Origin of the sequence: Streptococcus halitosis (assembly GCF_023147855.1) — a bacterium.
In the GTDB taxonomy this organism is placed as follows: Bacteria; Bacillota; Bacilli; order Lactobacillales; family Streptococcaceae; genus Streptococcus; species Streptococcus halitosis_B.
Map to the genome: position 1 here is coordinate 73,747 of NZ_JAHXOP010000003.1, position 23,831 is coordinate 97,577.

General features: G+C 41.8%; 23 protein-coding genes. 19 read left to right on the top strand and 4 right to left on the bottom strand.

Going from position 1 to position 23,831, the window contains the following annotated elements:
* Positions 1 to 67: 67 nt before the first annotated feature.
* From KZX55_RS06505 to KZX55_RS06525, 5 genes are all read left to right on the top strand, one after another.
* Positions 68 to 1,012 (top strand): carbohydrate ABC transporter permease, encoded by a 945-nt coding sequence (locus tag KZX55_RS06505; RefSeq protein ID WP_084933165.1) that lies wholly within the window; start codon positions 68 to 70, stop codon positions 1,010 to 1,012.
* The gene (locus tag KZX55_RS06510) at positions 1,012 to 1,857 is read left to right on the top strand and encodes a carbohydrate ABC transporter permease (RefSeq protein ID WP_084853269.1); all 846 of its coding nucleotides are present in this window, start codon (positions 1,012 to 1,014) and stop codon (positions 1,855 to 1,857) included. The genes KZX55_RS06505 and KZX55_RS06510 overlap by 1 nt, the downstream gene beginning before the upstream one ends.
* A gap of 25 nt (positions 1,858 to 1,882) precedes the next feature.
* Complete coding sequence (gene bglS, locus KZX55_RS06515; protein WP_248025817.1) at positions 1,883 to 3,256, top strand: beta-glucanase; 1,374 nt, start codon at positions 1,883 to 1,885, stop codon at positions 3,254 to 3,256.
* Between the two features lie 27 nt (positions 3,257 to 3,283).
* Positions 3,284 to 3,925, top strand: a complete 642-nt coding sequence (bglS, locus tag KZX55_RS06520) for a beta-glucanase (protein WP_084853271.1) — start codon at positions 3,284 to 3,286, stop codon at positions 3,923 to 3,925.
* Between the two features lie 158 nt (positions 3,926 to 4,083).
* Entirely contained in the window at positions 4,084 to 4,878 is a 795-nt protein-coding gene (locus KZX55_RS06525) for a helix-turn-helix domain-containing protein (RefSeq protein WP_084853272.1), read from the top strand.
* An 84-nt stretch (positions 4,879 to 4,962) separates the two neighbouring features.
* On the opposite strand, the gene gggC is transcribed toward KZX55_RS06525, so the two are convergent.
* The 4 genes from gggC to KZX55_RS06545 all read right to left on the bottom strand — a co-directional run bounded on the left by gggC (position 4,963) and on the right by KZX55_RS06545 (position 8,446).
* The gene (gene gggC, locus KZX55_RS06530; RefSeq protein WP_248025821.1) at positions 4,963 to 6,510 is read right to left on the bottom strand and encodes a streptosactin export ABC transporter GggC; all 1,548 of its coding nucleotides are present in this window, start codon (positions 6,508 to 6,510) and stop codon (positions 4,963 to 4,965) included.
* Positions 6,511 to 6,636: 126 nt separating this feature from the next.
* Positions 6,637 to 7,365 carry an ABC transporter permease gene (locus tag KZX55_RS06535; protein ID WP_049537143.1) on the bottom strand — a complete coding sequence of 243 codons (729 nt, stop codon included), beginning with the start codon at positions 7,363 to 7,365 and terminating at the stop codon, positions 6,637 to 6,639.
* A gap of 15 nt (positions 7,366 to 7,380) precedes the next feature.
* Entirely contained in the window at positions 7,381 to 8,076 is a 696-nt protein-coding gene (locus tag KZX55_RS06540; RefSeq protein WP_000173183.1) for an ABC transporter ATP-binding protein, read from the bottom strand.
* A gap of 4 nt (positions 8,077 to 8,080) precedes the next feature.
* Entirely contained in the window at positions 8,081 to 8,446 is a 366-nt protein-coding gene (locus KZX55_RS06545; RefSeq protein ID WP_000119124.1) for a GntR family transcriptional regulator, read from the bottom strand.
* Positions 8,447 to 8,586: 140 nt separating this feature from the next.
* Between KZX55_RS06545 and nrdR the strand changes: the two genes are divergently transcribed.
* From nrdR to recG, 14 genes are all read left to right on the top strand, one after another.
* Positions 8,587 to 9,060, top strand: a complete 474-nt coding sequence (gene nrdR, locus KZX55_RS06550) for a transcriptional regulator NrdR (RefSeq protein ID WP_001203678.1) — start codon at positions 8,587 to 8,589, stop codon at positions 9,058 to 9,060.
* Positions 9,061 to 10,224 (top strand): DnaD domain protein, encoded by a 1,164-nt coding sequence (locus KZX55_RS06555; RefSeq protein WP_248025830.1) that lies wholly within the window; start codon positions 9,061 to 9,063, stop codon positions 10,222 to 10,224.
* Positions 10,225 to 11,121 carry a primosomal protein DnaI gene (gene dnaI / locus KZX55_RS06560; protein WP_248025833.1) on the top strand — a complete coding sequence of 299 codons (897 nt, stop codon included), beginning with the start codon at positions 10,225 to 10,227 and terminating at the stop codon, positions 11,119 to 11,121. It abuts the gene before it with no gap.
* Positions 11,118 to 11,831, top strand: coding sequence for an NADPH-dependent oxidoreductase (locus KZX55_RS06565; protein ID WP_248025834.1), 714 nt, complete (start codon positions 11,118 to 11,120; stop codon positions 11,829 to 11,831). Before dnaI ends, KZX55_RS06565 begins: the two co-directional genes overlap by 4 nt.
* Positions 11,832 to 11,844: 13 nt before the next feature.
* The gene (gene der / locus KZX55_RS06570; protein ID WP_084920172.1) at positions 11,845 to 13,155 is read left to right on the top strand and encodes a ribosome biogenesis GTPase Der; all 1,311 of its coding nucleotides are present in this window, start codon (positions 11,845 to 11,847) and stop codon (positions 13,153 to 13,155) included.
* A gap of 228 nt (positions 13,156 to 13,383) precedes the next feature.
* The gene (locus KZX55_RS06575; RefSeq protein ID WP_248025835.1) at positions 13,384 to 14,235 is read left to right on the top strand and encodes a TPM domain-containing protein; all 852 of its coding nucleotides are present in this window, start codon (positions 13,384 to 13,386) and stop codon (positions 14,233 to 14,235) included.
* A 160-nt stretch (positions 14,236 to 14,395) separates the two neighbouring features.
* Entirely contained in the window at positions 14,396 to 14,992 is a 597-nt protein-coding gene (locus tag KZX55_RS06580; protein ID WP_000812471.1) for a LemA family protein, read from the top strand.
* 131 nt (positions 14,993 to 15,123) lie between these two features.
* Positions 15,124 to 15,414, top strand: coding sequence for a hypothetical protein (locus tag KZX55_RS06585; RefSeq protein WP_061588659.1), 291 nt, complete (start codon positions 15,124 to 15,126; stop codon positions 15,412 to 15,414).
* Positions 15,415 to 15,557: 143 nt separating this feature from the next.
* Entirely contained in the window at positions 15,558 to 18,071 is a 2,514-nt protein-coding gene (gene secA, locus KZX55_RS06590) for a preprotein translocase subunit SecA (RefSeq protein WP_248025842.1), read from the top strand.
* Between the two features lie 79 nt (positions 18,072 to 18,150).
* Entirely contained in the window at positions 18,151 to 19,182 is a 1,032-nt protein-coding gene (locus tag KZX55_RS06595) for a 3-deoxy-7-phosphoheptulonate synthase (protein ID WP_248025851.1), read from the top strand.
* A gap of 1 nt (position 19,183) precedes the next feature.
* Positions 19,184 to 20,215, top strand: a complete 1,032-nt coding sequence (locus tag KZX55_RS06600; protein WP_084920164.1) for a 3-deoxy-7-phosphoheptulonate synthase — start codon at positions 19,184 to 19,186, stop codon at positions 20,213 to 20,215.
* Between the two features lie 44 nt (positions 20,216 to 20,259).
* Entirely contained in the window at positions 20,260 to 20,622 is a 363-nt protein-coding gene (gene acpS / locus KZX55_RS06605; protein WP_084856191.1) for a holo-ACP synthase, read from the top strand.
* Positions 20,612 to 21,715: an alanine racemase gene (gene alr / locus KZX55_RS06610; protein WP_248025854.1), complete on the top strand. Its 1,104-nt coding sequence runs from the start codon at positions 20,612 to 20,614 to the stop codon at positions 21,713 to 21,715. Before acpS ends, alr begins: the two co-directional genes overlap by 11 nt.
* Positions 21,706 to 23,748: an ATP-dependent DNA helicase RecG gene (gene recG / locus KZX55_RS06615; protein WP_348982756.1), complete on the top strand. Its 2,043-nt coding sequence runs from the start codon at positions 21,706 to 21,708 to the stop codon at positions 23,746 to 23,748. The genes alr and recG overlap by 10 nt, the downstream gene beginning before the upstream one ends.
* The last annotated feature ends 83 nt before the right edge of the window (positions 23,749 to 23,831 follow it).

Below are 23,831 nucleotides of genomic sequence, written 5' to 3' on the forward strand. Positions count from 1 at the left end.
GTTAGAAAATCGATTCCAGATGAAAGGTATTTTAACTTGCTCCTCGTATTTTGGAGGAGTGATAAAGATGAAAAAAAGACGCAAGCGTATAGATTATGGGAAATGGGGATATATTTTCATCCTTCCCTTCTTCCTAATTTTCTTCATTTTCTCTTTTATACCTTTGGTAGATACCATTCGGTATAGTTTCTTTGAATATTATCGTTCAGGGATGACAGAGATTGGGCCTAATTTTGTTGGGCTAAAAAACTACGCAAGCTTACTGAATTCAGATATGTTGAAATATGCGGCAAATACCATGATTATGTGGTTGATTGGTTTTATTCCACAGATTGTTATTGCCTTGCTACTTGCCAACTGGTTTGTTGATGCAAGACTTAAAATTCGTGGACGCCAATTCTTCAAAGTTGTCATTTACTTGCCAAACTTGATTATGGCATCAGCTTTTGCCATGTTATTCTTCACGCTCTTTTCAACAAATGGTCCTATCAATTCTATCTTAGAATCACTTGGTTGGATTAAAGAACCAATTGATTTCATGGCATCTGCTCTTGGAACACGTTCATTGGTTGGTGTGATGAACTTCTTAATGTGGTTTGGTAATACCACAATCATGTTGATGGCAGCTATCATGGGAATTAGCCCAGATATTTTTGAAGCCGCTGAAATTGATGGTTGTAACAGCCGTCAACGTTTCTTCTATATCACTTTGCCAATGATTCGACCTATTTTGGCTTATACCTTGATTACGTCAATTATCGGTGGTTTGCAAATGTTCGATGTTCCACAAATCTTGACTAATGGACAAGGTTCTCCAGACCGTACATCAACAACCTTAATTATGTTCTTGAACAATCACTTGAAGAGCAAGAACTACGGCATGTCAGGTGCACTATCAGTTTACCTCTTTGTGGTTAGTGCTATTCTCTGTTGGTTTGTCTATCGAATGACTAACAATGAAATTAAAACGACCAAACACCAATTGAAATACAAAGGTAGAAAGGCGAAATAATGTCAACAAAAGCAATAAATAGATTACGTGTTATTGTGGCACATTTTGTGTTAATTACCTTATCATTCATGTGCCTATTCTTCTTCTATATCCTGATTATAAATGCGACACACTCGCATGCTGAGTTGCAAAAAGGTTTCTCAGCACTACCTGGTGGCTCCTTATTTGATAATTTGAGTAAGGTAGCTAATGATGGTAGCTTCCCGATGCTTCAAGGGATTTTGAACAGCTTGATTATTTCAGGTTTGACAGCTGCTATCTGTACTTATTTCTCAGCTTTGACTGCTTATGGGTTGTATGTTTATGACTTTAAGTTAAAAAAAGTTGCCTTTACTTTCATTTTGGCGATTTTGGTTATGCCAACACAAGTTACTTCAATGGGTTTCTTGCGTTTAATCACTAATATGGGAATGTATGATAGTTGGCTACCATTGATTATTCCATCAGTTGCTTCACCAGCGGTATTTTATTTCATGTATAGTTACTTGAAATCATCATTGCCAATTTCATTGGTAGAAGCTGCTCGTATTGATGGGTCAAATGAATTTAGAACATTCAACACAATTGTTCTTCCAATTATGAAACCTGCTGTTGCGGTTCAAGCGATCTTTACTTTTGTTGGTTCTTGGAATAACTACTTCATTCCAGCCTTGGTTATCCAAACTAAGAGCAAGATGACCGTGCCCATTTTGATTGCAACATTGCGTGGTGCAGACTACATGAACTTTGATATGGGTAAAATTTACACAATGATTTTAGTGGCTATTGTGCCAATTATTATCGTCTATCTTTTCCTTTCAAAATACATTATTGCCGGTGTTACACTCGGTGGTGTTAAGGAATAGGTTTATAAGAGAAAAAGGAGATTTCATGACTAAGAAAGATGTAGTAAAGTATATTTGCTACGCAACTGCTTTGTACAGTTTACAAGTTGGAGCTGGTTTAGTATCAGCAGATGAAGTAGCTAATATTTCAACGCCCGACAATGTTTCGGTTGCAACGAATACACAAACCACAGACACTAATGGCCTTACTAATGAGACAGTAAATCTTTCTACAAATGACCAAAGTAACACTATTCAAACAGTGACTGGTTCATCAAATCGGGAGATTACAAATCAGGTAGAAAGTTCTGATGCAGGTGTGCAAAATCAGAACAACTTAAGCTTGGCTTCTACAAATAATCAAGAGACTGTCACAACAACTACCAAAGATAACAGCCAAGCAGGAACACAAGCCACACACACAGGCGATTATCATGAAGATTTTAATACTTATGATGATACGACAATGGAACGTTCTGACTGGTTCAATGGCAAACCGTTTGATTGCCGTTGGGTACCGAAAAATACGGTTGTAAACAATGGTACATTGACATTGACCATTGATCAAAATACAACTGATGAGTATCGTTATAATGGTGCTGAGTGGCGTACACGCGAGTTCTTTGGTTATGGTATGTATTCTGTTCGCATGCAGCCAATTAGAAACCCAGGTGTTGTATCATCATTTTTCACTTATACTGGACCAAGTGACAACAATCCTTGGGATGAAATCGATATTGAATTTCTCGGAAAAGATACAACAAAAGTTCAATTCAACTACTATACTAATGGTGTAGGTGGGCATGAATACATTTATGATTTAGGCTTTGATGCATCAGAAGGTTATCATGAGTATGGATTTGATTGGCAACCTGATCATATTACTTGGTATGTTGACGGTATTGCAGTCTATACAGCAACTGAAAATCTCCCAGTGACACCAGGTAAAATCATGATGAATGCTTGGCCAGGAATTGGTGTTGACGATTGGTTGGCACCATATGACGGTCAAATACCGCTTGTTGCTTATTATGATTGGATTTCTTATAGTAATCAAGTTGCCCAACATCAAAGCAATACGAGATCTAGTTCTAAATCTGAAGCAACAGGTGATGCTACAGGGAATACTTCAACTACTGCTAAAGGAGCTGAAGGTGTAACACCTACTAAGGACTCAACTGCCCCTAAGAGTGAAAAACAAACTCTGGTTTTGGATAACAACTCAAAAGGCTCTACCAAAGAAAAACAAGTAACTGTAAAAAATGTAACTCAACCAGTAGCAAAAGCAAATCCTGAAGGCAAGGCGTTTACAACTCTACCAAAAACTAATCAACGTCCAAGCAAATTATTGACGATTTCAGGAGTCTTTATAGCCATTCTTGGTTTCTTAGTGCTGCACTTTAAAAAAGGTAAACTATAATGTCAAGAAAGTGTAAATGGTAAGAACATGAAGATAAACGAACAAGCACATTTTAAGACAAGTTTTGAAAGTTACGATGCCTCTTATATGGAATTACGGACAGGGGCAAATGGCGATATGTTTGATTGTATCTGGCAGCCTGATAATGTTAATTTTGATGGTGAAGGTCTAAGTTTGAAAATTGATCGTGACGCTGACGGTTACACTGGTGGCGAGTGGCGTACAAGAGAGTATTTCCATTATGGTCTTTATCAAGTTCGCATGAAAGCCATTAAAAATACAGGCGTTGTGACATCATTTTTCACCTACACAGGTCCAACGGATGGGACAAAATGGGATGAAATTGATATTGAGTTTCTTGGAAAAGATACGACAAAAGTTCAATTCAACTATTTTACAGATGGTGTTGGCAATCATGAATTCCTTTATGACCTAGGCTTCGATGCATCAGAAGAATGGCATACTTATGGATTTGAATGGCATGAAGATCACATCACTTGGTATGTGGATGGTAAAGTTGTTCATACAGTAACTGAAAATCTTCCAAGCACGCCGGGAAAAATCATGATGAATGTTTGGCCGGGTATAGGTGTTGATGATTGGCTTGATTCATATGATGGTCAAACACCTTTGTATGGTTATTATGACTGGATTAGCTATGATGAATAATCTTCTTTATATTTAAGAGTTATGTTTAGCAATAAAGTCTCCGTTGGAGACTTTATTTTGTCTCACTTCCATTTTTTCCACTTTGTTTTTACCAAATCTGCAAGAATATGGTAAAATGAAAAGAAAGTAGTGATCGTTTACAAAAAAGAGGATTGGAAATGAATTATAAGAATGAATGGAGACTTTTAGCGATTAGTGATAATTTGGATGATGTGGAACATCGTCCCTTGACTGAGGAGTTTTTGTTCTATCAAGCAGTAGCTACGGGAGATGTTGAAGCGGTCCGCAAAAATTGTGAACAAGAACGTTTTGTATCAGAAGATGGTGTGGGAACTTTGTCACGTAATCCCATTACTAATTTGAAATATCATTTTGTCATTACGACAGCTATGATTACCCGCATGTGTGGTCAAAATGGTATGGAACTAGAACAAGCTTTTAGACTTAGTGACTTTTATATTCAAAAACTAGATGGCCTTCACACGGCACAAGAAGTCCAAAAATTGCATGATGAGATGGTTATTGATTATACGGAACGTATGCGACGTGAAATTCAAAAAGATGTTATTTCAAAACACGTTTCAGAGTGTAAGAATTATATCTATTGCCACGTGAAAGAACGCATTACGGTTGAACAGTTGGCAAGCGAATTTGGTATTTCAGCAAGCTATTTGTCACGCTTATTCAAGAAAGAAGTTGGTGTATCAGTAAGCACTTATGTTAAAAACAAAAAAATAGAAGTTGCAAAAGACTTATTGAAATTTAGTGATTATTCAATGATTGAAATTGCTAATCATTTATCATTTTCATCTCAAAGTCATTTTATTCAACAGTTTAAAGAAGTTGTTGGTATTACGCCAAAAAAATATCGTGACACGCATCATAATGTTAAATGGAATGAAACAATTGGATCTGAAAGTGACAAGGCTAATCATTCTTCTGAAGCCATGTAGTTCTTGCAAGCATAACCAAGTTTGAAAATGCAGAGCCTCGGGCATTTGCCCGAGGCTCTGCATTTTTTGCTATGTTGTAGAATACTACTTTTCTCTGCTTAAGTGAATGACTTGGTCGTAGTGTTTTAAGTCCTCCTCTGTGTAGTGGTGAATGACTTCAATGACTGTCTGTGGTAGGGAAAAGAGTAAGTCACTGATCTTTCTGCTACTTTCCAAGTCAAGATTGGCTTTAATCTCATCTGCTAAGATGAGTTGGCTATCATGGTAGAGGGCGCGGGCGATTTCTAGGCGTTGTTTCTCGCCACCAGACAGACTGTCGTTGCTGAGGGTTCGATTTTTCAAATGTTCTAATCCTGTTTTTTTGAGGATATGATTTAAAGTCTCTGGATTTTTATCCAGTCCTAGAAGGATATTGTCTTCCAGAGAGAGCGTGTCAAAGTAATGGCTATCTTGGAGGATATAGGAACTAATACCCGTGATTTCTTGACGTGACAGGTTCTGACCAGCAAAGCTAATCTGTCCACTGGTCGGAGACAGCTCTCCATGAATGATATTGAGTAAGGTCGTTTTTCCAGAACCGCTTTCACCGATAATGGCAATTTTTTCTCCTTGCTTGATGTGCGTGGAAATCGGGGCTAGGAGAATATTCTCCTCTTTTTTTAGGGAGATGGTGTTAAGCTGGATAGGGAAAATGTTTTCTATGCTTCTAGGCAAGTTGGAGTCAGACTGGTCCAAAAGTTTTTGGTATTTGTTGAGAAGAGTTCGAGTCGCTTTTCGGGTGTTGGCAAAGTAAGCCAACTCTTGGAATTGATAGCCGATATTATGGGAAACCAGATAGATAGCCACAAAACTCGCCGCATCTAAATAATTATAGTAGGTCATAAAGCCACCGATGACGATTGGTGTGACGGAACAAAAGGCATCGATGCTATTGATCAAGAGACTGTTTAAAGTTCGTTGCTTTTCATAGTTGATTTCGGCATCCAGACTGGTTTGTAATTGCTTTTGGTAGCGAGCAAAAAAGAAGTCTTGTCCCTGATAATGGCGAATTTGTTGGCTACCGCCAATAAAATTTGTCAAGCTTGATAAGTAGCTCTGGTTAACAGTTGACCGCTTTTCAGAAAGTGAGTCCAAACGCTTGGATCCGATAGCACTGCAGAGGACAGGAAAGGAGTAGAAGAGGATAAAAATCAAGCCTAGGTAAAAATTGGTCCATAGGGCATAGAGAATGGACACAGTGGTGAAACCAAGAGAAGAAATAATGATAACCGTTGGTTCAATATAGCTTTCTTCTAGTTGCTTGACGTCGTTTTCTAGGTCGGACAAAATATCCTTTTCATCAATCTCATAACTGTTTAAAAATCGCTTGAAAATAGCGCTCTTAATTCCATATTTGAAGTCAGTAATCAAACGAGCGTAGTAATAGCGTTTCCCAGCTAAGCCTAGTAAGAGGATGAGGTTACCAAGGATTCCTAGAATCAAAACTTTCCAAAGAAGGCCTAGTTCTTGATTGGTAAAACTAGCAACAATATTCTGAACAAGGGCTGGCGTGATAATCGCTTCCAGCCAAGTAATGGCAATAGAAAAGAAGTAAAGTAAGAGGTGTTTCTTAGCAACAAATCTTCTCAGCATAAAGAGTTGGCCTCCGTATCAATATACATGTAATCAGTTTTGAAGTTATTATACTCCTTTTTATTCACTTCTTCATGCAAAAATATCTAAAAAAGTCTAGCGAGATAGAGTCGCTAGACCTTTAACTTATTGCAAATTAACCTTATTTTTCAAGATATAGTAGGTACCGAGATAGTAGATAGCCGATAAAAAGAGATCGCGTAAGATTTCTGTACCAATCATCATGTTAAAGTTATTTTCAATTCGGAAAAAGAGAGAAACATAACCAATGACGATGGCAATGACGATATAGGCTAGAATCCCCATAGCTGTTCGATACTCATTAAAGAGTTGCCCGATTGAGATGGAGAGGTAAATGGATAAAATCCATGTGATCGAACCGACAAATAGTGATAGGGCATATAGCCAGCCGTAGCTGAGGTAAGGGGAAATGAAGTTATAGAGAACAGTGAAGTCTTTTTCTATTGGTGTTAAAAAGAAGATAATCAGTACACTCAAGATAAAGACGATATAGCTTAAGATGGACCAGACAAGACCTCCTAAGAGTTTTGCGATGATGATTTGGTGCTCAGAGACAGGCAAGGTCAGGGTCAAGTACCCTTGGCGGTCATAAACACTCCCCTTGAATCTTCGGATGATTAAAAAGATTGTTGCAATCCAAAGAGTGACGCTGAGTCCTCCAAAGACTAGTACTAAAAAGAAGATGAAATAAACAGCATTGTTAGAATTGTAACTCTGGCTAAGGCTACCAAGAAAAGCTCCAATCAAAACTGAAATTGCAAGCACAGCTCCATAGAGCGCTAAATACCATTTATTGACATTCTTAAATTCATAACGAACTAGATTCCAAAACATAATAATCTCCTTTGCTTAGGCTTTAAATTCCTGACGGAAGAGCTGGTCAATGGATTCACCTGACTCGTAGCGAATATCATCTACATTTCCTTGACGAACGACTTTTCCATCTTTGAGGAAGATAATCTCATCCAAGATTGGCTCAATATCTGAAATCAAGTGGGTTGAAATCAGGACCGTAGAAGTCGGGGAATAGTTGTTGATGATGGTATTGAGGATATAATCACGAGCAGCTGGATCCACACCTCCGATTGGTTCGTCGAGAACGTAGAGGCGGGCTTCACGGCTCATAACGAGGATTAGTTGGACCTTCTCCTTGTTTCCTTTTGATAATTTCTTTAAGCGACTATTTTCATCAATGCCAAGGTCTGCAAGCAGATGTTGGGCGCGTTCAAGATTGAAATCCTGATAGAAGGTCTTGAAGTAGGTTAGGGCTTCCTTGACCTTCATCTGTTCATTGAGATAGGTTGTGTCTGGTAGATAGGAGACGATCGCCTTGGTAGCAGGACTTGGATCCTGTCCGTTAATGAGGACACGTCCTTTGTCTGGCTGAAGAAGACCATTAATCAGTTTGATCAAGGTTGTTTTCCCAGAACCGTTTGGCCCGAGGAGCCCAACAATCTTTCCAGCTGAAATCTCTAGCGAGATATTGTCAAGTGCCGCAGTTGCTCCATATGATTTTGATACATTTTCAAGTGCTAGTAGTGTCATAGTCTTAAACTCCTTTAATATAGTCGCTTAATACATTTGGCAGTTCTTCTTTTTTGTAGCCAAATTGAAGCATGCAAGAGACGAAGTGTTGCAGTTGCTCCTCGGAAAGTTGTTTGCGGGACTGAACGATGAGGTCCAAATCCTCGGTGACAAAACGACCAGTTGTTCGTTTGCTATAAACGAATCCTTCGCGTTCAAGGTCAGACAAGGCGCGCTGAATGGTATTGGGATTGACCCCAGCCTCGCTCGCCAGTTCTCTTACGGTAGGGAGCTGTTGGTTGGGTTCCAGTTTATGGGAAACAATCTGTAGTTTAATTTTTTCCATAATCTGTAAATAAATGGGTTTTGTATTATCAAATGACCAGGACATCATAGTCTCCTTTCTTTTTCTTTATTGTTCTAATTGAATAATACAATAAAACAAAAAACTTGTCAAGTAAAAATAAGAATTGTTTTGGGAATTGCTCAAAAAATGGTATAATGAAAAGAAAACGACAAGGAGGGAAATGCATGCGTTGTCCAAAATGTGGGGCTACCAAGTCTAGTGTTGTTGATAGTCGACAGGCCGAAGAAGGAAATACCATCCGTCGAAGACGTGAGTGCGACGAGTGTCAGCATCGTTTTACAACCTATGAACGAGTAGAAGAAAGAACGCTGGTTGTCGTCAAAAAAGACGGTACGCGAGAACAATTTTCGAGAGATAAAATCTTTAATGGGATTATCCGCTCAGCCCAGAAGCGTCCTGTGTCAAGTGATGAAATCAACATGGTGGTCAATCGCATCGAGCAAAAACTCCGTAGTCGCAGTGAGAATGAGATCCAAAGTGAATACATTGGGTCCTTAGTCATGGAAGAATTGGCAGAGCTGGATGAGATTACCTATGTTCGTTTTGCCAGTGTTTACCGTAGCTTTAAGGATGTGAGTGAGTTGGAGAGCCTGCTCCAGCAAATCACCCAGTCCTCTAAAAAGAAAAAGGAAAAATAGATGAAACCAAATGACCGTTTTTCTTTTCTAAAGAATAATCGGGTGTCGCAAGATACCTCTTCTCTGGTGCAGTGCTACCTCCCGATTATCGGTCAGGAGGCACTGAGCCTCTATCTATATACCATTACCTTTTGGGATGGTGGGCAAAAGGAGCATCTCTTTTCCCATATCCTCAATCACTTAAACTTCGGCATGCCGACCTTGCTCCAATCCTTTAAAGTCTTATCTGCTTTGGATTTGTTGACCCTTTATCAGAAGGGGGAAACTTATGAATTGCAACTTCATTCTCCCCTCTCCAGTCAAGAATTTCTAAGTCATTCTGTCTATAGCAGATTATTAGAGAAAAAGATTGGGGATACTGCAGTCGCTTCCATGAAGCAGGCTCCAAGTGAGGGGGAAGAACTCTCTGTTTCTTTGAGCCAAGTCTTTCCAACCCTGACTGAAGAAGTGACTCCAATCGAGTCTAAAATCAAGATGAAAAATGATTTTGACTTGGAACATTTCCAGCGCCTGATGGCTCGAGATGGCTTGCGTTTTGAAGACGAACAAACGGATGTTTTGGAATTGTTTGCCATCGCAGATGAAAAAAAATGGACTTGGTTTGAAACCTATCAATTAGCCAAGGCGACTACAGTGGCTCAGGTTATTTCTGTCAAACGCATGCGTGAAAAGATAGCACAAAAACCAGCGTCTTCTGACTTTAGTCCCAAAGAAATGACCATTATCAATGAAGCCAAAAATAAAACACCCCTGCAATTTTTAGCGGAAATCAAGCAAACGCGTAAGGGCAACATCACGCAGAGTGAAAGAGAACTTCTTCACCAGATGGCGTCTTTAGGCTTGCTAGACGAAGTCATCAATATCATCTTGCTTCTAACCTTTAACAAGGTTGATTCGGCTAATATCAATGAAAAATACGCCATGAAGGTCGCAAATGACTACGCTTATCACAAGATTCGGACAGCAGAGGAAGCTGTGCTTCGGATTCGAGAGCGTCAGCAAAAAGGCCAGGAAGACCAGAAATCGAAAACTAGCTCGACTAAGACCAATGTTCCCAAGTGGAGCAATCCAGAATACAAGAATCAAACCAGTGAGGAAACTCGTCTGGAGCTAGAACGCAAAAAACAAGAAATGTTAGCCCGATTAGAAGAAGGAGGAGACTAGATGGAGAGTGTTGGTGACGTAATCAAACGTCAGTCAAGTCGTTTTCAGTATCAGGACCTAGTCCAGCAGATCATGAAGGACCCCGATGTAGCGGCTTTTATCCAGAAAGAATCCCTCAGCCAAGAGGAGTTAAATCGTAGTATCTCCAAGTTCAACCAATATATCACAGAACGGGATAAGTTTCTTCGTGGGGATGCTGACTATATAGCGCGTGGCTACAAGCCTATCTTGGTCATGAATCACGGTTATGCAGATGTATCTTATGAAGAAACGCCAGAACTAATCGCGGCTGAAAAAGAGGCGGCAATTAAGAATCGTCTCAAATTGATCAATCTACCAGCAAGTCTCAAGAAAGCGAAATTGGCTCAGATTGACCTGGATGACTTAGGACGTTTGCCTATTTTTGAGAGACTCTATGCCTTTGTTGATCTTTACCCAAGTATCCGAAAAGGTCTCTACCTTTATGGGGATTTTGGTGTCGGTAAGAGTTTCATGATGGCAGCTTTAGCCCATGACCTATCTGAAAAACGTGGTGCTTCAACAACCATTCTCCACTATCCAAGTTTTGTCATTGATGTAAAAAATGCTATCGGTGAAGGCTCTGTAAAGACCTTGGTGGATGAGATCAAGTTAGCAGAAGTCTTGGTCTTGGATGATATTGGTGCAGAGCAGTCAACACCTTGGGTACGTGATGAGATTCTCCAAGTTATTCTCCAGTATCGTATGCAGGAAGATTTGCCGACCTTCTTTACTTCCAACTTTAATTTTCAAGATTTGGAAAAACATTTTGCCAAAGGAAAGAATGGAAATGATGAGACTTGGGAAGCTAGACGGGTCATGGAACGAATCCGTTATTTGGCTGAGGAGACAAGACTAGAAGGAGAAAATCGCCGATGACAGAAACCATTCAACTGATGAAAGCTCATACTTCAGTTCGTCGCTTTAAGGAGCAAGAAATTCCTCAAGCAGACTTGGAAGAGATTTTGACTGCTGGACAAATGGCGTCATCTTGGAAAAATTTCCAATCCTACTCTGTGATTCTTGTGCGCAGTCAAGAGAAGAAAGATGCCCTATATGAACTGGTTCCTCAGGAAGCCATTCGCCAGTCAGCTGCCTTTTTGCTCTTTGTTGGGGACCTAAACAGAGCTGAAAAGGGAGCAAGCCTTCATACGGACACTTTCCAACCCCAAGGAGTGGAAGGGCTCCTCATCACGTCTGTGGACGCTGCTCTTGCTGGGCAAAATACCTTGCTTGCGGCTGAGAGTCTGGGATATGGTGGTGTGATTATCGGTTTGGTCCGATACAAGTCGGAAGAGGTAGCAGAGCTTTTTAACTTGCCTGACTATACCTATCCCGTTTTTGGGATTGCCCTTGGCGTGCCAAATCAACAACATGATGTCAAACCAAGACTGCCTTTGAGCCAAGTGGTTTTTGAAGAAGAATACAAAGAACAGCCAGTTGAAGCGATTTTTGACTATGACCAAGAACAGGCAGACTATGCTGGTGCGCGTGCGACAACCTCTTGGAGTCAGCGTTTGGCAGAGCAGTTTGGTCAAGCCGAACCTAGTTCAACTCGGAAGAATCTAGAACAGAAAAAGTTATTGTAGAAAGTGAGAAAACATGGCCTTACCAACTGTTGCCATTGTGGGACGTCCCAATGTTGGGAAATCAACCCTATTTAATCGAATCGCTGGTGAGCGGATCTCAATCGTAGAAGATGTTGAAGGTGTAACACGAGACCGCATCTATGCTACAGGTGAGTGGCTTAACCGTTCTTTTAGTATGATTGATACTGGAGGGATTGACGACGTCGATGCTCCCTTCATGGAGCAAATCAAGCACCAGGCAGAAATTGCTATGGAAGAAGCTGATGTCATCGTTTTTGTAGTGTCTGGGAAAGAAGGGATTACAGATGCGGACGAGTACGTAGCCCGCAAACTCTATAAAACCCATAAGCCTGTTATCCTTGCGGTTAACAAGGTTGACAATCCTGAGATGCGAAACGACATCTATGATTTTTATGCTCTGGGCTTGGGTGAACCGCTGCCAATTTCATCTGTCCATGGTATCGGAACAGGTGATGTGCTCGATGCCATCGTGGAAAATCTACCAAATGAGGTTGAAGAAGAAAATCCAGACGTGATTAAATTCAGCTTGATTGGCCGTCCTAACGTTGGAAAATCAAGCTTGATCAACGCCATTTTGGGAGAAGACCGCGTGATTGCCAGCCCAGTAGCTGGGACAACGCGTGATGCCATTGATACCCACTTTACAGATACGGATGGACAAGAGTTTACCATGATTGATACAGCTGGTATGCGTAAGTCTGGTAAGGTCTATGAAAATACAGAAAAATACTCTGTCATGCGCGCTATGCGTGCTATTGACCGTTCCGATGTGGTCTTGATGGTTCTCAATGCCGAAGAAGGTATTCGTGAGTACGACAAGCGTATCGCAGGTTTTGCCCATGAAGCCGGTAAAGGGATGATCATCGTGGTCAACAAGTGGGATACTCTTGAAAAAGATAATCACACTATGAAAAAATGGGAAGAAGATATCCGTGAGCAGTTCCAATACCTGCCTTACGCACCGATTGTCTTTGTATCAGCTCTTACCAAGCAACGTCTCCATAAACTGCCTGAGATGATCAAGCAAATTAGCGAGAGTCAAAACACCCGTATCCCATCAGCGGTCTTGAACGATGTGATTATGGATGCCATTGCTATCAATCCAACACCGACAGACAAAGGAAAACGCCTCAAAATCTTCTACGCGACTCAAGTGGCAACCAAGCCACCAACCTTTGTCATCTTTGTCAACGAAGAAGAACTCATGCACTTCTCTTACCTGCGTTTCTTGGAAAATCAAATCCGCAAGGCCTTTGTCTTTGAAGGAACCCCGATTCATTTGATCGCAAGAAAACGTAAGTAAGCCTAGCTTGTTTTTCTACAAAAATAAACTAAAAGAAGACTTTATAGTCTTCTTTTTTCTATACTAAAAGGGGAGAAAAGAACCTATCAAATTGGAGGAGAATCTGTCATCAAATTTCAATCATTTTCCTAGCTTTTGTAATCTATTTGTAATGAAAATGTACTTTCTTTGTAAAAATCAAAATGCTATAATTCCTTAAATCAATTTTCCTTTACTAGGGAGGTTATTATGAAAAGAAGCAGATTATTTAAAAATAGTTTGTTGGTTCGCTTGCTTGGATTGCTGATGGTCTTTCTCTTTTTGTCAGCATTTACAGCACCTGAAAAACCTGAGTACGGGATCTATGACCCGGATCATTATTTAACGGATGAGACTATAAGTCAGATACGAGAATTGAATAATGTCAATAGTAAAAAATCAGAAAAATTCCAAGTGGGCGTTTACGTTGTGAAAAGCCTAGATGGAGAAACAATCGAAACTGTAGCCAACGAAACAGCTAGAGCTTGGAAGATTGGCTACTCGGGAGACAACAACGGAGCCTTGATTGTGGTCGCTGTTGAGGATAGAAAATCACGGATTGAAACCAGTAATAATGTGGCCAGTAAGATCACGGACTATCAGACTCACAGGTTCTTGACAACAGCACGTCCTTACTTTAAAAATGGTGACTATAACAAGGGTGTTCTCTCAATAGTCAATAATCTCAACTACATGTTCTATAGTGGATCGAGTACGACTGCTTCAAGTTCTAAAAGTAGTTACGACTATACTACCAACTCTAGTCGCTTAAGGGAACTGGAAAGGTATGCTGGTGAGAGGAGTTCTTCACGACGGCATCGAAAAAGCAGTTCGAGTGACGGAGTTATCGGATTTGGAATTCTCATTTACTTCATCCTGATGATTATCGGCTTTATATCTGGAGGTCGTGGTGGCGGTTCACATGGCGATGATTCTGGCGGTGGCTGGTGGGGCGGTGATTCATCAGACTCAGGTTCCTCTTGGTCTGATTCGGGCTCCGACTCATCTGGAGGCTGGGACGGCGGTGGCTTTGATGGCGGTGGTTCGTCTGATGACTGGTGAGTGATCATATATTGCTCAAACCGATTTCTCCATACAGTAAGGTGACTCCTTTGCAAGAGTTTACTCCTTAATTAAAAATAAAAACAAAGTTTGGGAAATTGATTTAAAATCTGAGTATTTTCTCAGAAAAGTTGATAAAAGAAAGTGTTAAGGTTTTGATATGAAACAAAATAAAGTAATTCTCTCAATAGTGGCGATTTTCTTTGGACTACTAATTCTGGGAAGTTGTTCCGCAGTGACGACCTATAATGGTCTGGTTGGTGAACAGACTAAAGTGGAGCAGGCTCAGGCCGATGTCTCGACAGCCCTCCAACGTCGTTCGGACTTGATTGGTAACTTGGTGGAGTCCGTTAAAGGACAAATGAATCATGAAACCGAAGTCTTTACCAAGATTGCTGATGCTAGAGCTAAAATCGGTAGTAGCTCAGTAACCTCGGAAGAAAATCAAAAGGCTCAGGGAGAATTGAGCTCTGCTCTTTCCCGCTTGATTTCCTTGACGGAGAATTATCCAGAACTCAAGAGCAATCAAAATGTTGAGCAACTAATGGTCGAACTTTCAGGCAGTGAAAATCGTATTTTTGTAGCACGCAAGGACTATAATAAGGTTGCAGCTGAGTACAATCAAAAGTTGAGAAGTTTTCCAACCGTGCTTTTTGCGAATATGATGAACTTCAAAGAAGCTGAAACCTTCAAAGAAACAGAAGAAGCCAAGACAGTTCCTAAGGTCGATTTTGGAACCTCTTCATCCAGTCAATAAAGTGAATCAGCCTATGAATAAAGGAATTTCTCTAGTATGACTAGTGATTTCAAACCGAACCTGGAAAGCTTTTTCTAGGTTTTTTTGGTATAATAAAAGGGAAGAGACAGTGACTCAAATGGAGGTTTGCTATGGAGAAAACAAAAGCCTTTCTTGAAGCGCACTACAAGAGATATATCCTTACGATTTGCCTTCTCTGGTTCCTCATGTTTTTCCTTCCTTGGGATTGGCAAATAGGAGGAATTTCAGTATATTATTTCGTTATGAAAAAACTCTTCGTGGTCTTTGGCGTTTTATCCATCCTATACTCCGTGCTGATTAAAAAAATCAGTCTTCTCATCTTTGGAATTATCTTTTGCTTGGCCTTCTGGATCAATCTCTTTTGGTATTTTGGGATACTGCCTGTATTCTTGGGAAATTAAACATTAAAAAATGAAGGACTAGACTAGTAGCTAGTCCTTTTTTCCCCTTTGTAAAACAAGGATTCTTTCTTGAAAAATAACAGTAAATATGCTAAAATGAAAAGAACATTCTAAAATATTCAGAATAAAAAGTAAGGAAAATCATGGCTAATATTTTAAAAACGATTATTGAAAATGATAAAGGAGAACTTCGCCGTCTAGAAAAGATGGCTGATAAGGTTCTTAATTATGAGAGCCAAATGGCTGCGATGTCAGACGAAGAGCTAAAAGCAAAAACTGACGAATTTAAAGAACGTTACAACAAGGGTGAATCACTTGATTCACTACTATATGAAGCTTTTGCGGTAGTTCGTGAAGCAGCAAAACGTGTCCTCGGGCTTTTCCCTTATAAGGTTCAGGTCATGGGTGGGATTGTTCTTCACCATGGTGACGTTCCAGAGATGCGTACCGGTGAAGGGAAGACCTTGACGGCGACCATGCCGGTGTACCTCAATGCCCTTGCAGGTAAAGGGGTTCACGTAGTTACAGTCAACGAATACCTAACAGAACGTGACGCGACTGAGATGGGTGAGTTGTACTCATGGCTCGGTCTATCAGTAGGGATCAACTTGGCAGCCAAATCTCCAATGGAGAAAAAAGAAGCGTACCTCTGTGATATCACCTACTCAACCAACTCAGAGATTGGTTTTGACTACCTTCGTGACAATATGGTCGTTCGTGCAGAAAACATGGTACAGCGTCCGCTTAACTATGCCTTGGTCGATGAGGTTGACTCGATCTTGATCGATGAAGCCCGTACTCCTTTGATCGTTTCAGGTGCCAATGCAGTTGAGACTAGCCAACTCTACCATATGGCGGATCATTTTGTGAAGTCTTTGGATAAGGATGACTATATTATTGACATTCAGTCTAAGACGATCGGTTTGTCTGATTCTGGGATTGACAAGGCTGAGAGCTATTTCAAACTAGAAAATCTCTATGATGTCGAAAACGTAGCTCTTACCCACTTTATCGACAATGCCCTCCGTGCCAACTATATCATGATTCTTGATATCGACTATGTGGTTAGCGAAGAACAAGAAATCTTGATCGTCGACCAATTTACAGGTCGTACCATGGAAGGTCGTCGTTACTCTGACGGCTTGCACCAAGCGATTGAAGCCAAAGAAGGTGTGCCAATCCAGGATGAGACTAAGACTTCAGCTTCTATCACCTACCAAAACCTCTTCCGTATGTATAAGAAATTGGCAGGTATGACAGGTACTGGTAAAACAGAAGAAGAAGAATTTCGCGAAATTTACAACATTCGTGTTATCCCAATCCCAACCAACCGTCCAATCCAACGTATCGACCACTCAGACCTTCTCTATGCCAGTCTTGATGCGAAGTTTAAGGCTGTAGTTGAGGATGTAAAAGCTCGTCACCAAAAAGGTCAACCGGTCTTGGTAGGTACAGTTGCAGTTGAAACGAGTGACTTTCTTTCTAAGAAACTGGTAGAGGCAGGTGTTCCTCACGAAGTCTTGAATGCGAAGAACCACTACAGGGAAGCGCAAATCATCATGAACGCTGGTCAGCGTGGCGCAGTTACTATCGCAACCAACATGGCCGGTCGTGGTACCGATATCAAGCTTGGCGAAGGGGTTCGTGAACTTGGTGGACTTTGTGTCATTGGTACAGAGCGCCACGAAAGTCGCCGTATTGATAATCAGCTTCGTGGACGTTCAGGGCGTCAAGGGGACCCAGGTGAGTCACAATTCTACTTGTCTCTTGAAGATGATTTGATGAAACGTTTCGGTTCAGAACGTTTGAAAGGTGTCTTTGAACGTCTTAACATGTCTGATGAAGCCATCGAATCTCGCATGTTAACGCGTCAAGTGGAAGCAGCTCAAAAACGTGTCGAAGGAAACAACTACGACACTCGTAAACAAGTCCTTCAATATGACGACGTTATGCGTGAACAACGTGAAATCATCTATGCACAACGTTATGATGTCATTACTGCAGATCGTGACTTGGCACCTGAAATCCATGCTATGATCCGTCGTACCATTGGCCGAATCGTAGATGCACATGCTCGTTCGAAAGAAGATGAAAAACTGGAAGCAATCCTGAACTTTGCTAAGTATAACTTGCTTCCAGAAGATTCAATCAGCCGTTCAGATTTTGTAGGTCTGTCAGATCAGGCCATCAAAGATGAACTGTACCAACGTGCATTGAAGGTTTATGATAGCCAAGTTGCCAAACTTCGTGATGAAGAAGCAGTGAAAGAGTTCCAGAAGGTCTTGATTCTACGTGTTGTAGACAACAAGTGGACAGACCATATCGATGCTCTTGACCAGTTGCGAAATGCTGTTGGTCTTCGTGGATATGCCCAAAACAACCCTGTTGTAGAATATCAAGCAGAAGGTTTCCGCATGTTTAATGACATGATTGGATCGATTGAATTCGATGTAACTCGCTTGATGATGAAAGCACAAATCCACGAACAGGAACGTCCTCAAACTGAACACAATATCAGTACAACTGCGACTCGTAATATCGCAGCGCAGCAGACTCAGCTTCCAAAAGATGTGGACTTGAGCCAAATCGGACGAAACGACCAATGCCCATGTGGATCAGGTAAGAAATTCAAGAACTGTCATGGTAAGAGACAATAATATGAGATAAGATACAGGCGGATACCTGGTAAAAATCATTTTTTGCTTGGTGTCCGTTTGCTTTATAAGGAGATGAATCATGGTATTTAAAGCTAAAAGTCCTAAAATTAACATTGAAGAAGTTCGCGCCTTGTCTAAATTAGAGGGGGCGGCTCTTGCGAGAAAAAAACAACGTGATCAGGAATTGGAAGCTATCATCCGTGGAGAAGACCAGCGTGTTCTTTTGGTGATTGGACCATGTTCATCTGATAATGAAGAGGCAGTTCTCGAGTTTGCCAAGCGTCTATCTGCCTTGCAAGAAGAGGTCAAAGACCGTATTTTTATGGTCATGCGTGTCTATACAGCTAAACCTCGTACCAATGGAGACGGCTATAAGGGATTGATTCATCAACCAAATGCTAAAGAAGCTCCTAGCTTGATCAATGGGATCAAGGCTGTTCGTCATTTACATTACCGAGTTATTTCTGAAACGGGGATGACAACAGCTGATGAGATGCTTTATCCTGAAAATCTTCCGCTAGTGGATGATTTGATTTCTTATATGGCTGTTGGAGCTCGTTCTGTAGAGGATCAACAGCACCGTTTTGTAGCGAGCGGAGCAGATTTCTCAACAGGATTTAAAAATCCCACATCTGGAAATCTCAATGTTATGTTTAACGGGATTTATGCAGCGCAAAATAAACAGAGTTTCCTCTTCCTCGGTAAAGAGGTGGAAACAACGGGGAATCCATTGTCCCACGCAATTCTTCGCGGTGCCTTGAATGAATACGGGAAAAATATTCCTAACTACTACTATGACAATTTGATGGATACCATTGCCCAGTATGAAAAGATGGGCTTAGAAAATCCCTTTATCATCATTGATACCAATCATGACAATTCAGGCAAGCAGTACATGGATCAAATCCGTATCGTTCGTCAGACCTTGATTAACCGTGACTGGAATGAGAAAATCAAGAAATACGTTCGTGGTTTTATGATTGAGTCCTATCTAGAAGATGGACGTCAAAATGAACCTGAAGTTTTTGGTAAGTCCATTACAGATCCGTGTCTAGGCTGGGACAATACAGAAGCACTTGTTCGCGAAATTTACCAAACGCTAGGAGAGTAAGATGGCATTTATCGAAAAAGGTCAAGAAATTGATATTGAAGCAATCAAGGCTGAGACCCAGTTGTCACCTGAAGCCTTGCGAAAGAAAGAAGTCCGCGATAGAGAGTTGGCAGCCATCATCTCAGGTGAGGATGACCGAATCCTTTTGGTGATGGGGCCTTGCTCATCGGATAATGAAGAAGCAGTACTCGAATATGCTCGTCGCTTAGCAGACTTGCAGAAAAAAGTTGCGGATAAAATTTTTATCGTCATGCGTGTCTATACAGCTAAACCTCGTACCAATGGAGATGGCTATAAGGGTCTGGTTCATCAGCCCGATACTTCGAAAGCTCCAAGCTTGATTAATGGTTTGCAGGCTGTTCGTCAGCTCCACTACCGTGTGATTACCGAAACGGGTTTGACGACAGCTGATGAGATGCTCTACCCGTCAAATCTCGTTTTGGTTGATGATCTGGTCAGCTACCATGCTGTAGGGGCTCGTTCAGTGGAAGACCAAGAACACCGCTTTGTAGCTTCTGGAATTGATGCTCCAGTTGGGATGAAAAATCCAACATCTGGGAACCTTGGGGTCATGTTTAATGCCATATATGCAGCTCAAAACAAGCAAACCTTCCTTTACCATGGCCAAGAAGTGGAAACTTCAGGAAATCCCTTGGCCCACGTTATCCTTCGTGGCGCCATGAACGAATATGGTAAAAATGAACCCAACTTCTACTATGAAACCCTCTTAAATGCCATCAATCGCTATGAGACTATGGGACTTGAAAATCCCTTCATTATCATCGATACCAACCATGACAATTCGGGCAAGCAGTATATGGAACAAATTCGCATTGTTCGTCAAGCCTTGCTGAATCGTGACTGGAATGAAAAGATTAAAAAGACGGTTCGAGGCTTTATGATCGAATCATACCTAGCAGATGGCCGCCAAAATCAACCAGAGGTCTTTGGCTGCTCCATAACTGACCCTTGTCTAGGTTGGGAGAATACAGTAGCCTTGGTAGAAGAAATTTATACTACCTTAACAAAATAAGTGAAAAGGATGGAGTTGGGGGAATCTCAACTCCTTTTGTGAGTATGATAGTTGGACACGGAATTGACATCGAAGAATTGGCTTCGATAGAAAACGCAGTTACACGACGTGAGGGCTTTGCTAAGCGCGTGCTGACCCCTAAAGAAATGGAGCGTTTTACCAGTCTCAAAGGGCGCAGACAGATTGAATACTTGGCAGGCCGCTGGTCGGCTAAGGAGGCCTTTTCCAAGGCTATGGGGACAGGAATTGGCAAACTGACCTTTCAGGATTTGGAAGTCTTGAACAATGAAAGAGGGGCTCCCTATTTTAGTCAGTCACCATTTTCAGGAAAAATTTGGCTGTCAATTAGCCATACAGATCAGTTTGTGACAGCCAGTGTCATTTTGGAGGAAAATCATGAAAGCTAGTCTACATAGACCAACCAAGGCTCTGATTCGTTTGGGAGCTATTCGACAAAATATACAACAAATGGGAAGTCATATCCCTAATGGTACGCTCAAATTTGCAGTAGTCAAGGCTAATGCTTATGGACATGGGGCGGTAGCTGTTGCAACGGCGATCCAGGATGTTGTTGATGGATTTTGCGTTTCCAATATTGATGAAGCTATTGAACTTCGTCAGGCTGGACTTAACAAGAAAATTCTCATCTTAGGAGTTTCTGAGCTAGAAGCCGTTGACCTAGCTAAAGAATACGACATCACCATGACAGTGGCTGGGCTGGAGTGGATTCAAGCGCTCTTAGCTAGGGAGACAGATTTATCTGGCTTAACTGTCCACCTCAAGATTGATTCAGGAATGGGACGAATTGGTTTTAGAGAAGCCAGTGAAGCGGATCAGGCTCATGCCTTGCTCCAACAACACGGCGCTCGTATTGAGGGAATTTTTACCCACTTTGCGACTGCAGATGAGGAATCAGATACCTACTTTAATACCCAGTTAGAATGCTTTAAAGCTATTTTGGCAAGTATGAAGGAAGTTCCAGAGCTGGTTCATTCCAGCAATTCGGCAACGACCCTCTGGCATGCAGAGACTATTTTCAATGCAGTCCGTATGGGAGATGCCATGTATGGTCTCAATCCAAGTGGAGAGGTCTTGAACTTACCCTATGATTTGACTCCAGCCTTGAGTTTGGAGTCTGCCCTTGTTCATGTCAAGACAGTTTCAGCTGGAGCTTGCATGGGCTATGGAGCGACTTATCAAGCCGATAGTGAACAAGTCATTGCGACGGTGCCAATCGGCTATGCGGATGGTTGGACACGAGACATGCAAAATTTCTCTGTCTTGGTAGATGGCCAAGCTTGCCCAATCGTCGGACGAGTATCTATGGACCAAATCACCATTCGTCTGCCTAAGATTTATCCGCTAGGAACAAAAGTAACCCTGATCGGCACAAACGGTGGCAAGGAAATCACAGCTACTCAGGTAGCGACCTATCGTGGAACTATTAACTATGAGGTGGTTTGCCTCCTCAGCGACCGCATTCCGAGAGAATATCATTAAAAAGAAAGGAGTGGAGCATGAATCTACACCAACCCTTGCATGTCTTACCTGGTGTGGGGCCAAAGTCAGCAGAGAAATACGCCAAACTAGGAATTGAAAACTTGCAAGACCTCTTGCTCTACTTTCCTTTCCGTTATGAAGACTTTAAGACCAAGCAGGTGCTAGACCTGGAAGATGGGGAAAAGGCGGTTCTGTCTGGTCAAGTCGTGACCCCTGCCAGTGTCCAGTATTATGGTTTCAAGCGCAATCGCCTACGTTTTAGCCTCAAGCAGGGAGAAGTCGTTTTTGCGGTGAATTTTTTTAACCAACCCTATCTGGCTGATAAGATAGAGTTGGGTGCAACCCTTGCTGTCTTTGGGAAATGGGACCGTGCTAAGGCCAGTCTGACTGGGATGAAGGTTCTGGCTCAGGTGGAAGATGACCTCCAACCTGTTTATCGACTGGCTCAGGGAATCAGTCAGGCCAGTCTGGTCAAGGTCATCAAGACGGCTTTTGATCAGGGATTGGACCTTTTGATTGAGGAAAATCTGCCTCAGTCTTTACTTGATAAATACAAACTCATGTCCCGTTGTCAGGCTGTCCGTGCCATGCATTTTCCTAAGGATTTGGCAGAATACAAGCAGGCCCTTCGCCGTATCAAGTTTGAGGAACTCTTTTATTTTCAGATGCAGTTGCAGACGCTCAAGTCTGAAAATAGAGTTCAGGGAAGCGGTCTGGTTCTGAATTGGTCTCAGGAAAAAGTGACAGCCGTTAAAGAAAGTCTGCCTTTTGCCCTGACTCAAGCTCAGGAAAAGAGTTTGCGGGAAATTTTGGCCGACATGAAGTCGGACCACCACATGAATCGTCTCTTACAAGGGGATGTGGGGAGCGGAAAAACAGTCGTCGCTGGCTTGGCCATGTTTGCGGCGGTGACGGCTGGCTACCAGGCGGCCCTCATGGTACCGACAGAAATCCTAGCAGAGCAACACTTTGAGAGTTTACAGAACCTTTTTCCAGACTTGAAACTGGCTCTCTTGACAGGTTCCTTAAAAGCTGTAGAAAAAAGAGAAGTTTTAGAGACCATTGCCAAGGGTGAGGCTGATTTGATTATCGGAACCCATGCTCTGATACAGGATGGGGTTGATTATGCTCGTCTTGGTTTGATTATCATCGATGAGCAGCACCGTTTTGGTGTGGGGCAAAGGCGTATTTTACGGGAAAAAGGGGACAATCCTGATGTTCTCATGATGACGGCGACGCCCATTCCACGGACGCTGGCTATCACAGCCTTTGGCGATATGGATGTTTCCATTATCGACCAGATGCCAGCAGGTCGGAAGCCTATTGTGACTCGCTGGATTAAGCATGAGCAGTTGCCTCAGGTCTTGACTTGGTTAGAGGGGGAAATCCAAAAAGGTTCGCAAGCCTACGTCATCTCTCCCTTGATTGAGGAATCTGAAGCTCTGGATCTGAAAAATGCCATTGCCTTATCAGAAGAGTTGACGGCTCATTTTACTGGTAAGGCAGAAGTAGCCCTCCTACATGGCAAGATGAAGAGTGACGAAAAAGACCAGATTATGCAGGAGTTCAAAGAGAGAAAAACGGATATTCTGGTTTCGACGACGGTTATCGAGGTTGGGGTTAATGTTCCCAATGCGACCGTCATGATTATCATGGATGCCGATCGCTTCGGCCTCAGCCAGCTTCACCAGCTCAGAGGTCGTGTTGGTCGGGGGGACAAGCAGTCCTATGCTGTTCTTGTGGCTAATCCCAAGACGGATTCTGGGAAAGATCGCATGCGCATCATGACAGAAACGACTAATGGATTTGTCCTTGCGGAGGAAGATTTGAAAATGCGTGGTTCTGGTGAGATTTTTGGAACCAGACAGTCAGGACTTCCAGAGTTTCAAGTGGCTGATATTATCGAAGATTTCCCGATTTTGGAAGAAGCCAGGAAAGTTGCCAGCTACATTAGTTCGATAGAAGGTTGGCGAGAGGATCCGGAGTGGCGCATGATTGCTCTCCACTTAGAAAAGAGAGAACATCTGGATTAAGCCTTTTCTAAGAAATCTATAAGCTAGCTTTTAGGTTTGGGCCTTATACTAGAGTCATCAAAAAGAAACGAGGACTCTCATAT

Coding starts and splice junctions, on each gene's coding strand:
- KZX55_RS06505 (WP_084933165.1), top strand. CDS start 68: ATGAAAAAAAGACGCAAGCGTATAGATTATGGGAAATGGGGATATATT.
- KZX55_RS06510 (WP_084853269.1), top strand. CDS start 1,012: ATGTCAACAAAAGCAATAAATAGATTACGTGTTATTGTGGCACATTTT.
- bglS (WP_248025817.1), top strand. CDS start 1,883: ATGACTAAGAAAGATGTAGTAAAGTATATTTGCTACGCAACTGCTTTG.
- bglS (WP_084853271.1), top strand. CDS start 3,284: ATGAAGATAAACGAACAAGCACATTTTAAGACAAGTTTTGAAAGTTAC.
- KZX55_RS06525 (WP_084853272.1), top strand. CDS start 4,084: ATGAATTATAAGAATGAATGGAGACTTTTAGCGATTAGTGATAATTTG.
- gggC (WP_248025821.1), bottom strand. CDS start 6,510: ATGCTGAGAAGATTTGTTGCTAAGAAACACCTCTTACTTTACTTCTTT.
- KZX55_RS06535 (WP_049537143.1), bottom strand. CDS start 7,365: ATGTTTTGGAATCTAGTTCGTTATGAATTTAAGAATGTCAATAAATGG.
- KZX55_RS06540 (WP_000173183.1), bottom strand. CDS start 8,076: ATGACACTACTAGCACTTGAAAATGTATCAAAATCATATGGAGCAACT.
- KZX55_RS06545 (WP_000119124.1), bottom strand. CDS start 8,446: ATGTCCTGGTCATTTGATAATACAAAACCCATTTATTTACAGATTATG.
- nrdR (WP_001203678.1), top strand. CDS start 8,587: ATGCGTTGTCCAAAATGTGGGGCTACCAAGTCTAGTGTTGTTGATAGT.
- KZX55_RS06555 (WP_248025830.1), top strand. CDS start 9,061: ATGAAACCAAATGACCGTTTTTCTTTTCTAAAGAATAATCGGGTGTCG.
- dnaI (WP_248025833.1), top strand. CDS start 10,225: ATGGAGAGTGTTGGTGACGTAATCAAACGTCAGTCAAGTCGTTTTCAG.
- KZX55_RS06565 (WP_248025834.1), top strand. CDS start 11,118: ATGACAGAAACCATTCAACTGATGAAAGCTCATACTTCAGTTCGTCGC.
- der (WP_084920172.1), top strand. CDS start 11,845: ATGGCCTTACCAACTGTTGCCATTGTGGGACGTCCCAATGTTGGGAAA.
- KZX55_RS06575 (WP_248025835.1), top strand. CDS start 13,384: ATGAAAAGAAGCAGATTATTTAAAAATAGTTTGTTGGTTCGCTTGCTT.
- KZX55_RS06580 (WP_000812471.1), top strand. CDS start 14,396: ATGAAACAAAATAAAGTAATTCTCTCAATAGTGGCGATTTTCTTTGGA.
- KZX55_RS06585 (WP_061588659.1), top strand. CDS start 15,124: ATGGAGAAAACAAAAGCCTTTCTTGAAGCGCACTACAAGAGATATATC.
- secA (WP_248025842.1), top strand. CDS start 15,558: ATGGCTAATATTTTAAAAACGATTATTGAAAATGATAAAGGAGAACTT.
- KZX55_RS06595 (WP_248025851.1), top strand. CDS start 18,151: ATGGTATTTAAAGCTAAAAGTCCTAAAATTAACATTGAAGAAGTTCGC.
- KZX55_RS06600 (WP_084920164.1), top strand. CDS start 19,184: ATGGCATTTATCGAAAAAGGTCAAGAAATTGATATTGAAGCAATCAAG.
- acpS (WP_084856191.1), top strand. CDS start 20,260: ATGATAGTTGGACACGGAATTGACATCGAAGAATTGGCTTCGATAGAA.
- alr (WP_248025854.1), top strand. CDS start 20,612: ATGAAAGCTAGTCTACATAGACCAACCAAGGCTCTGATTCGTTTGGGA.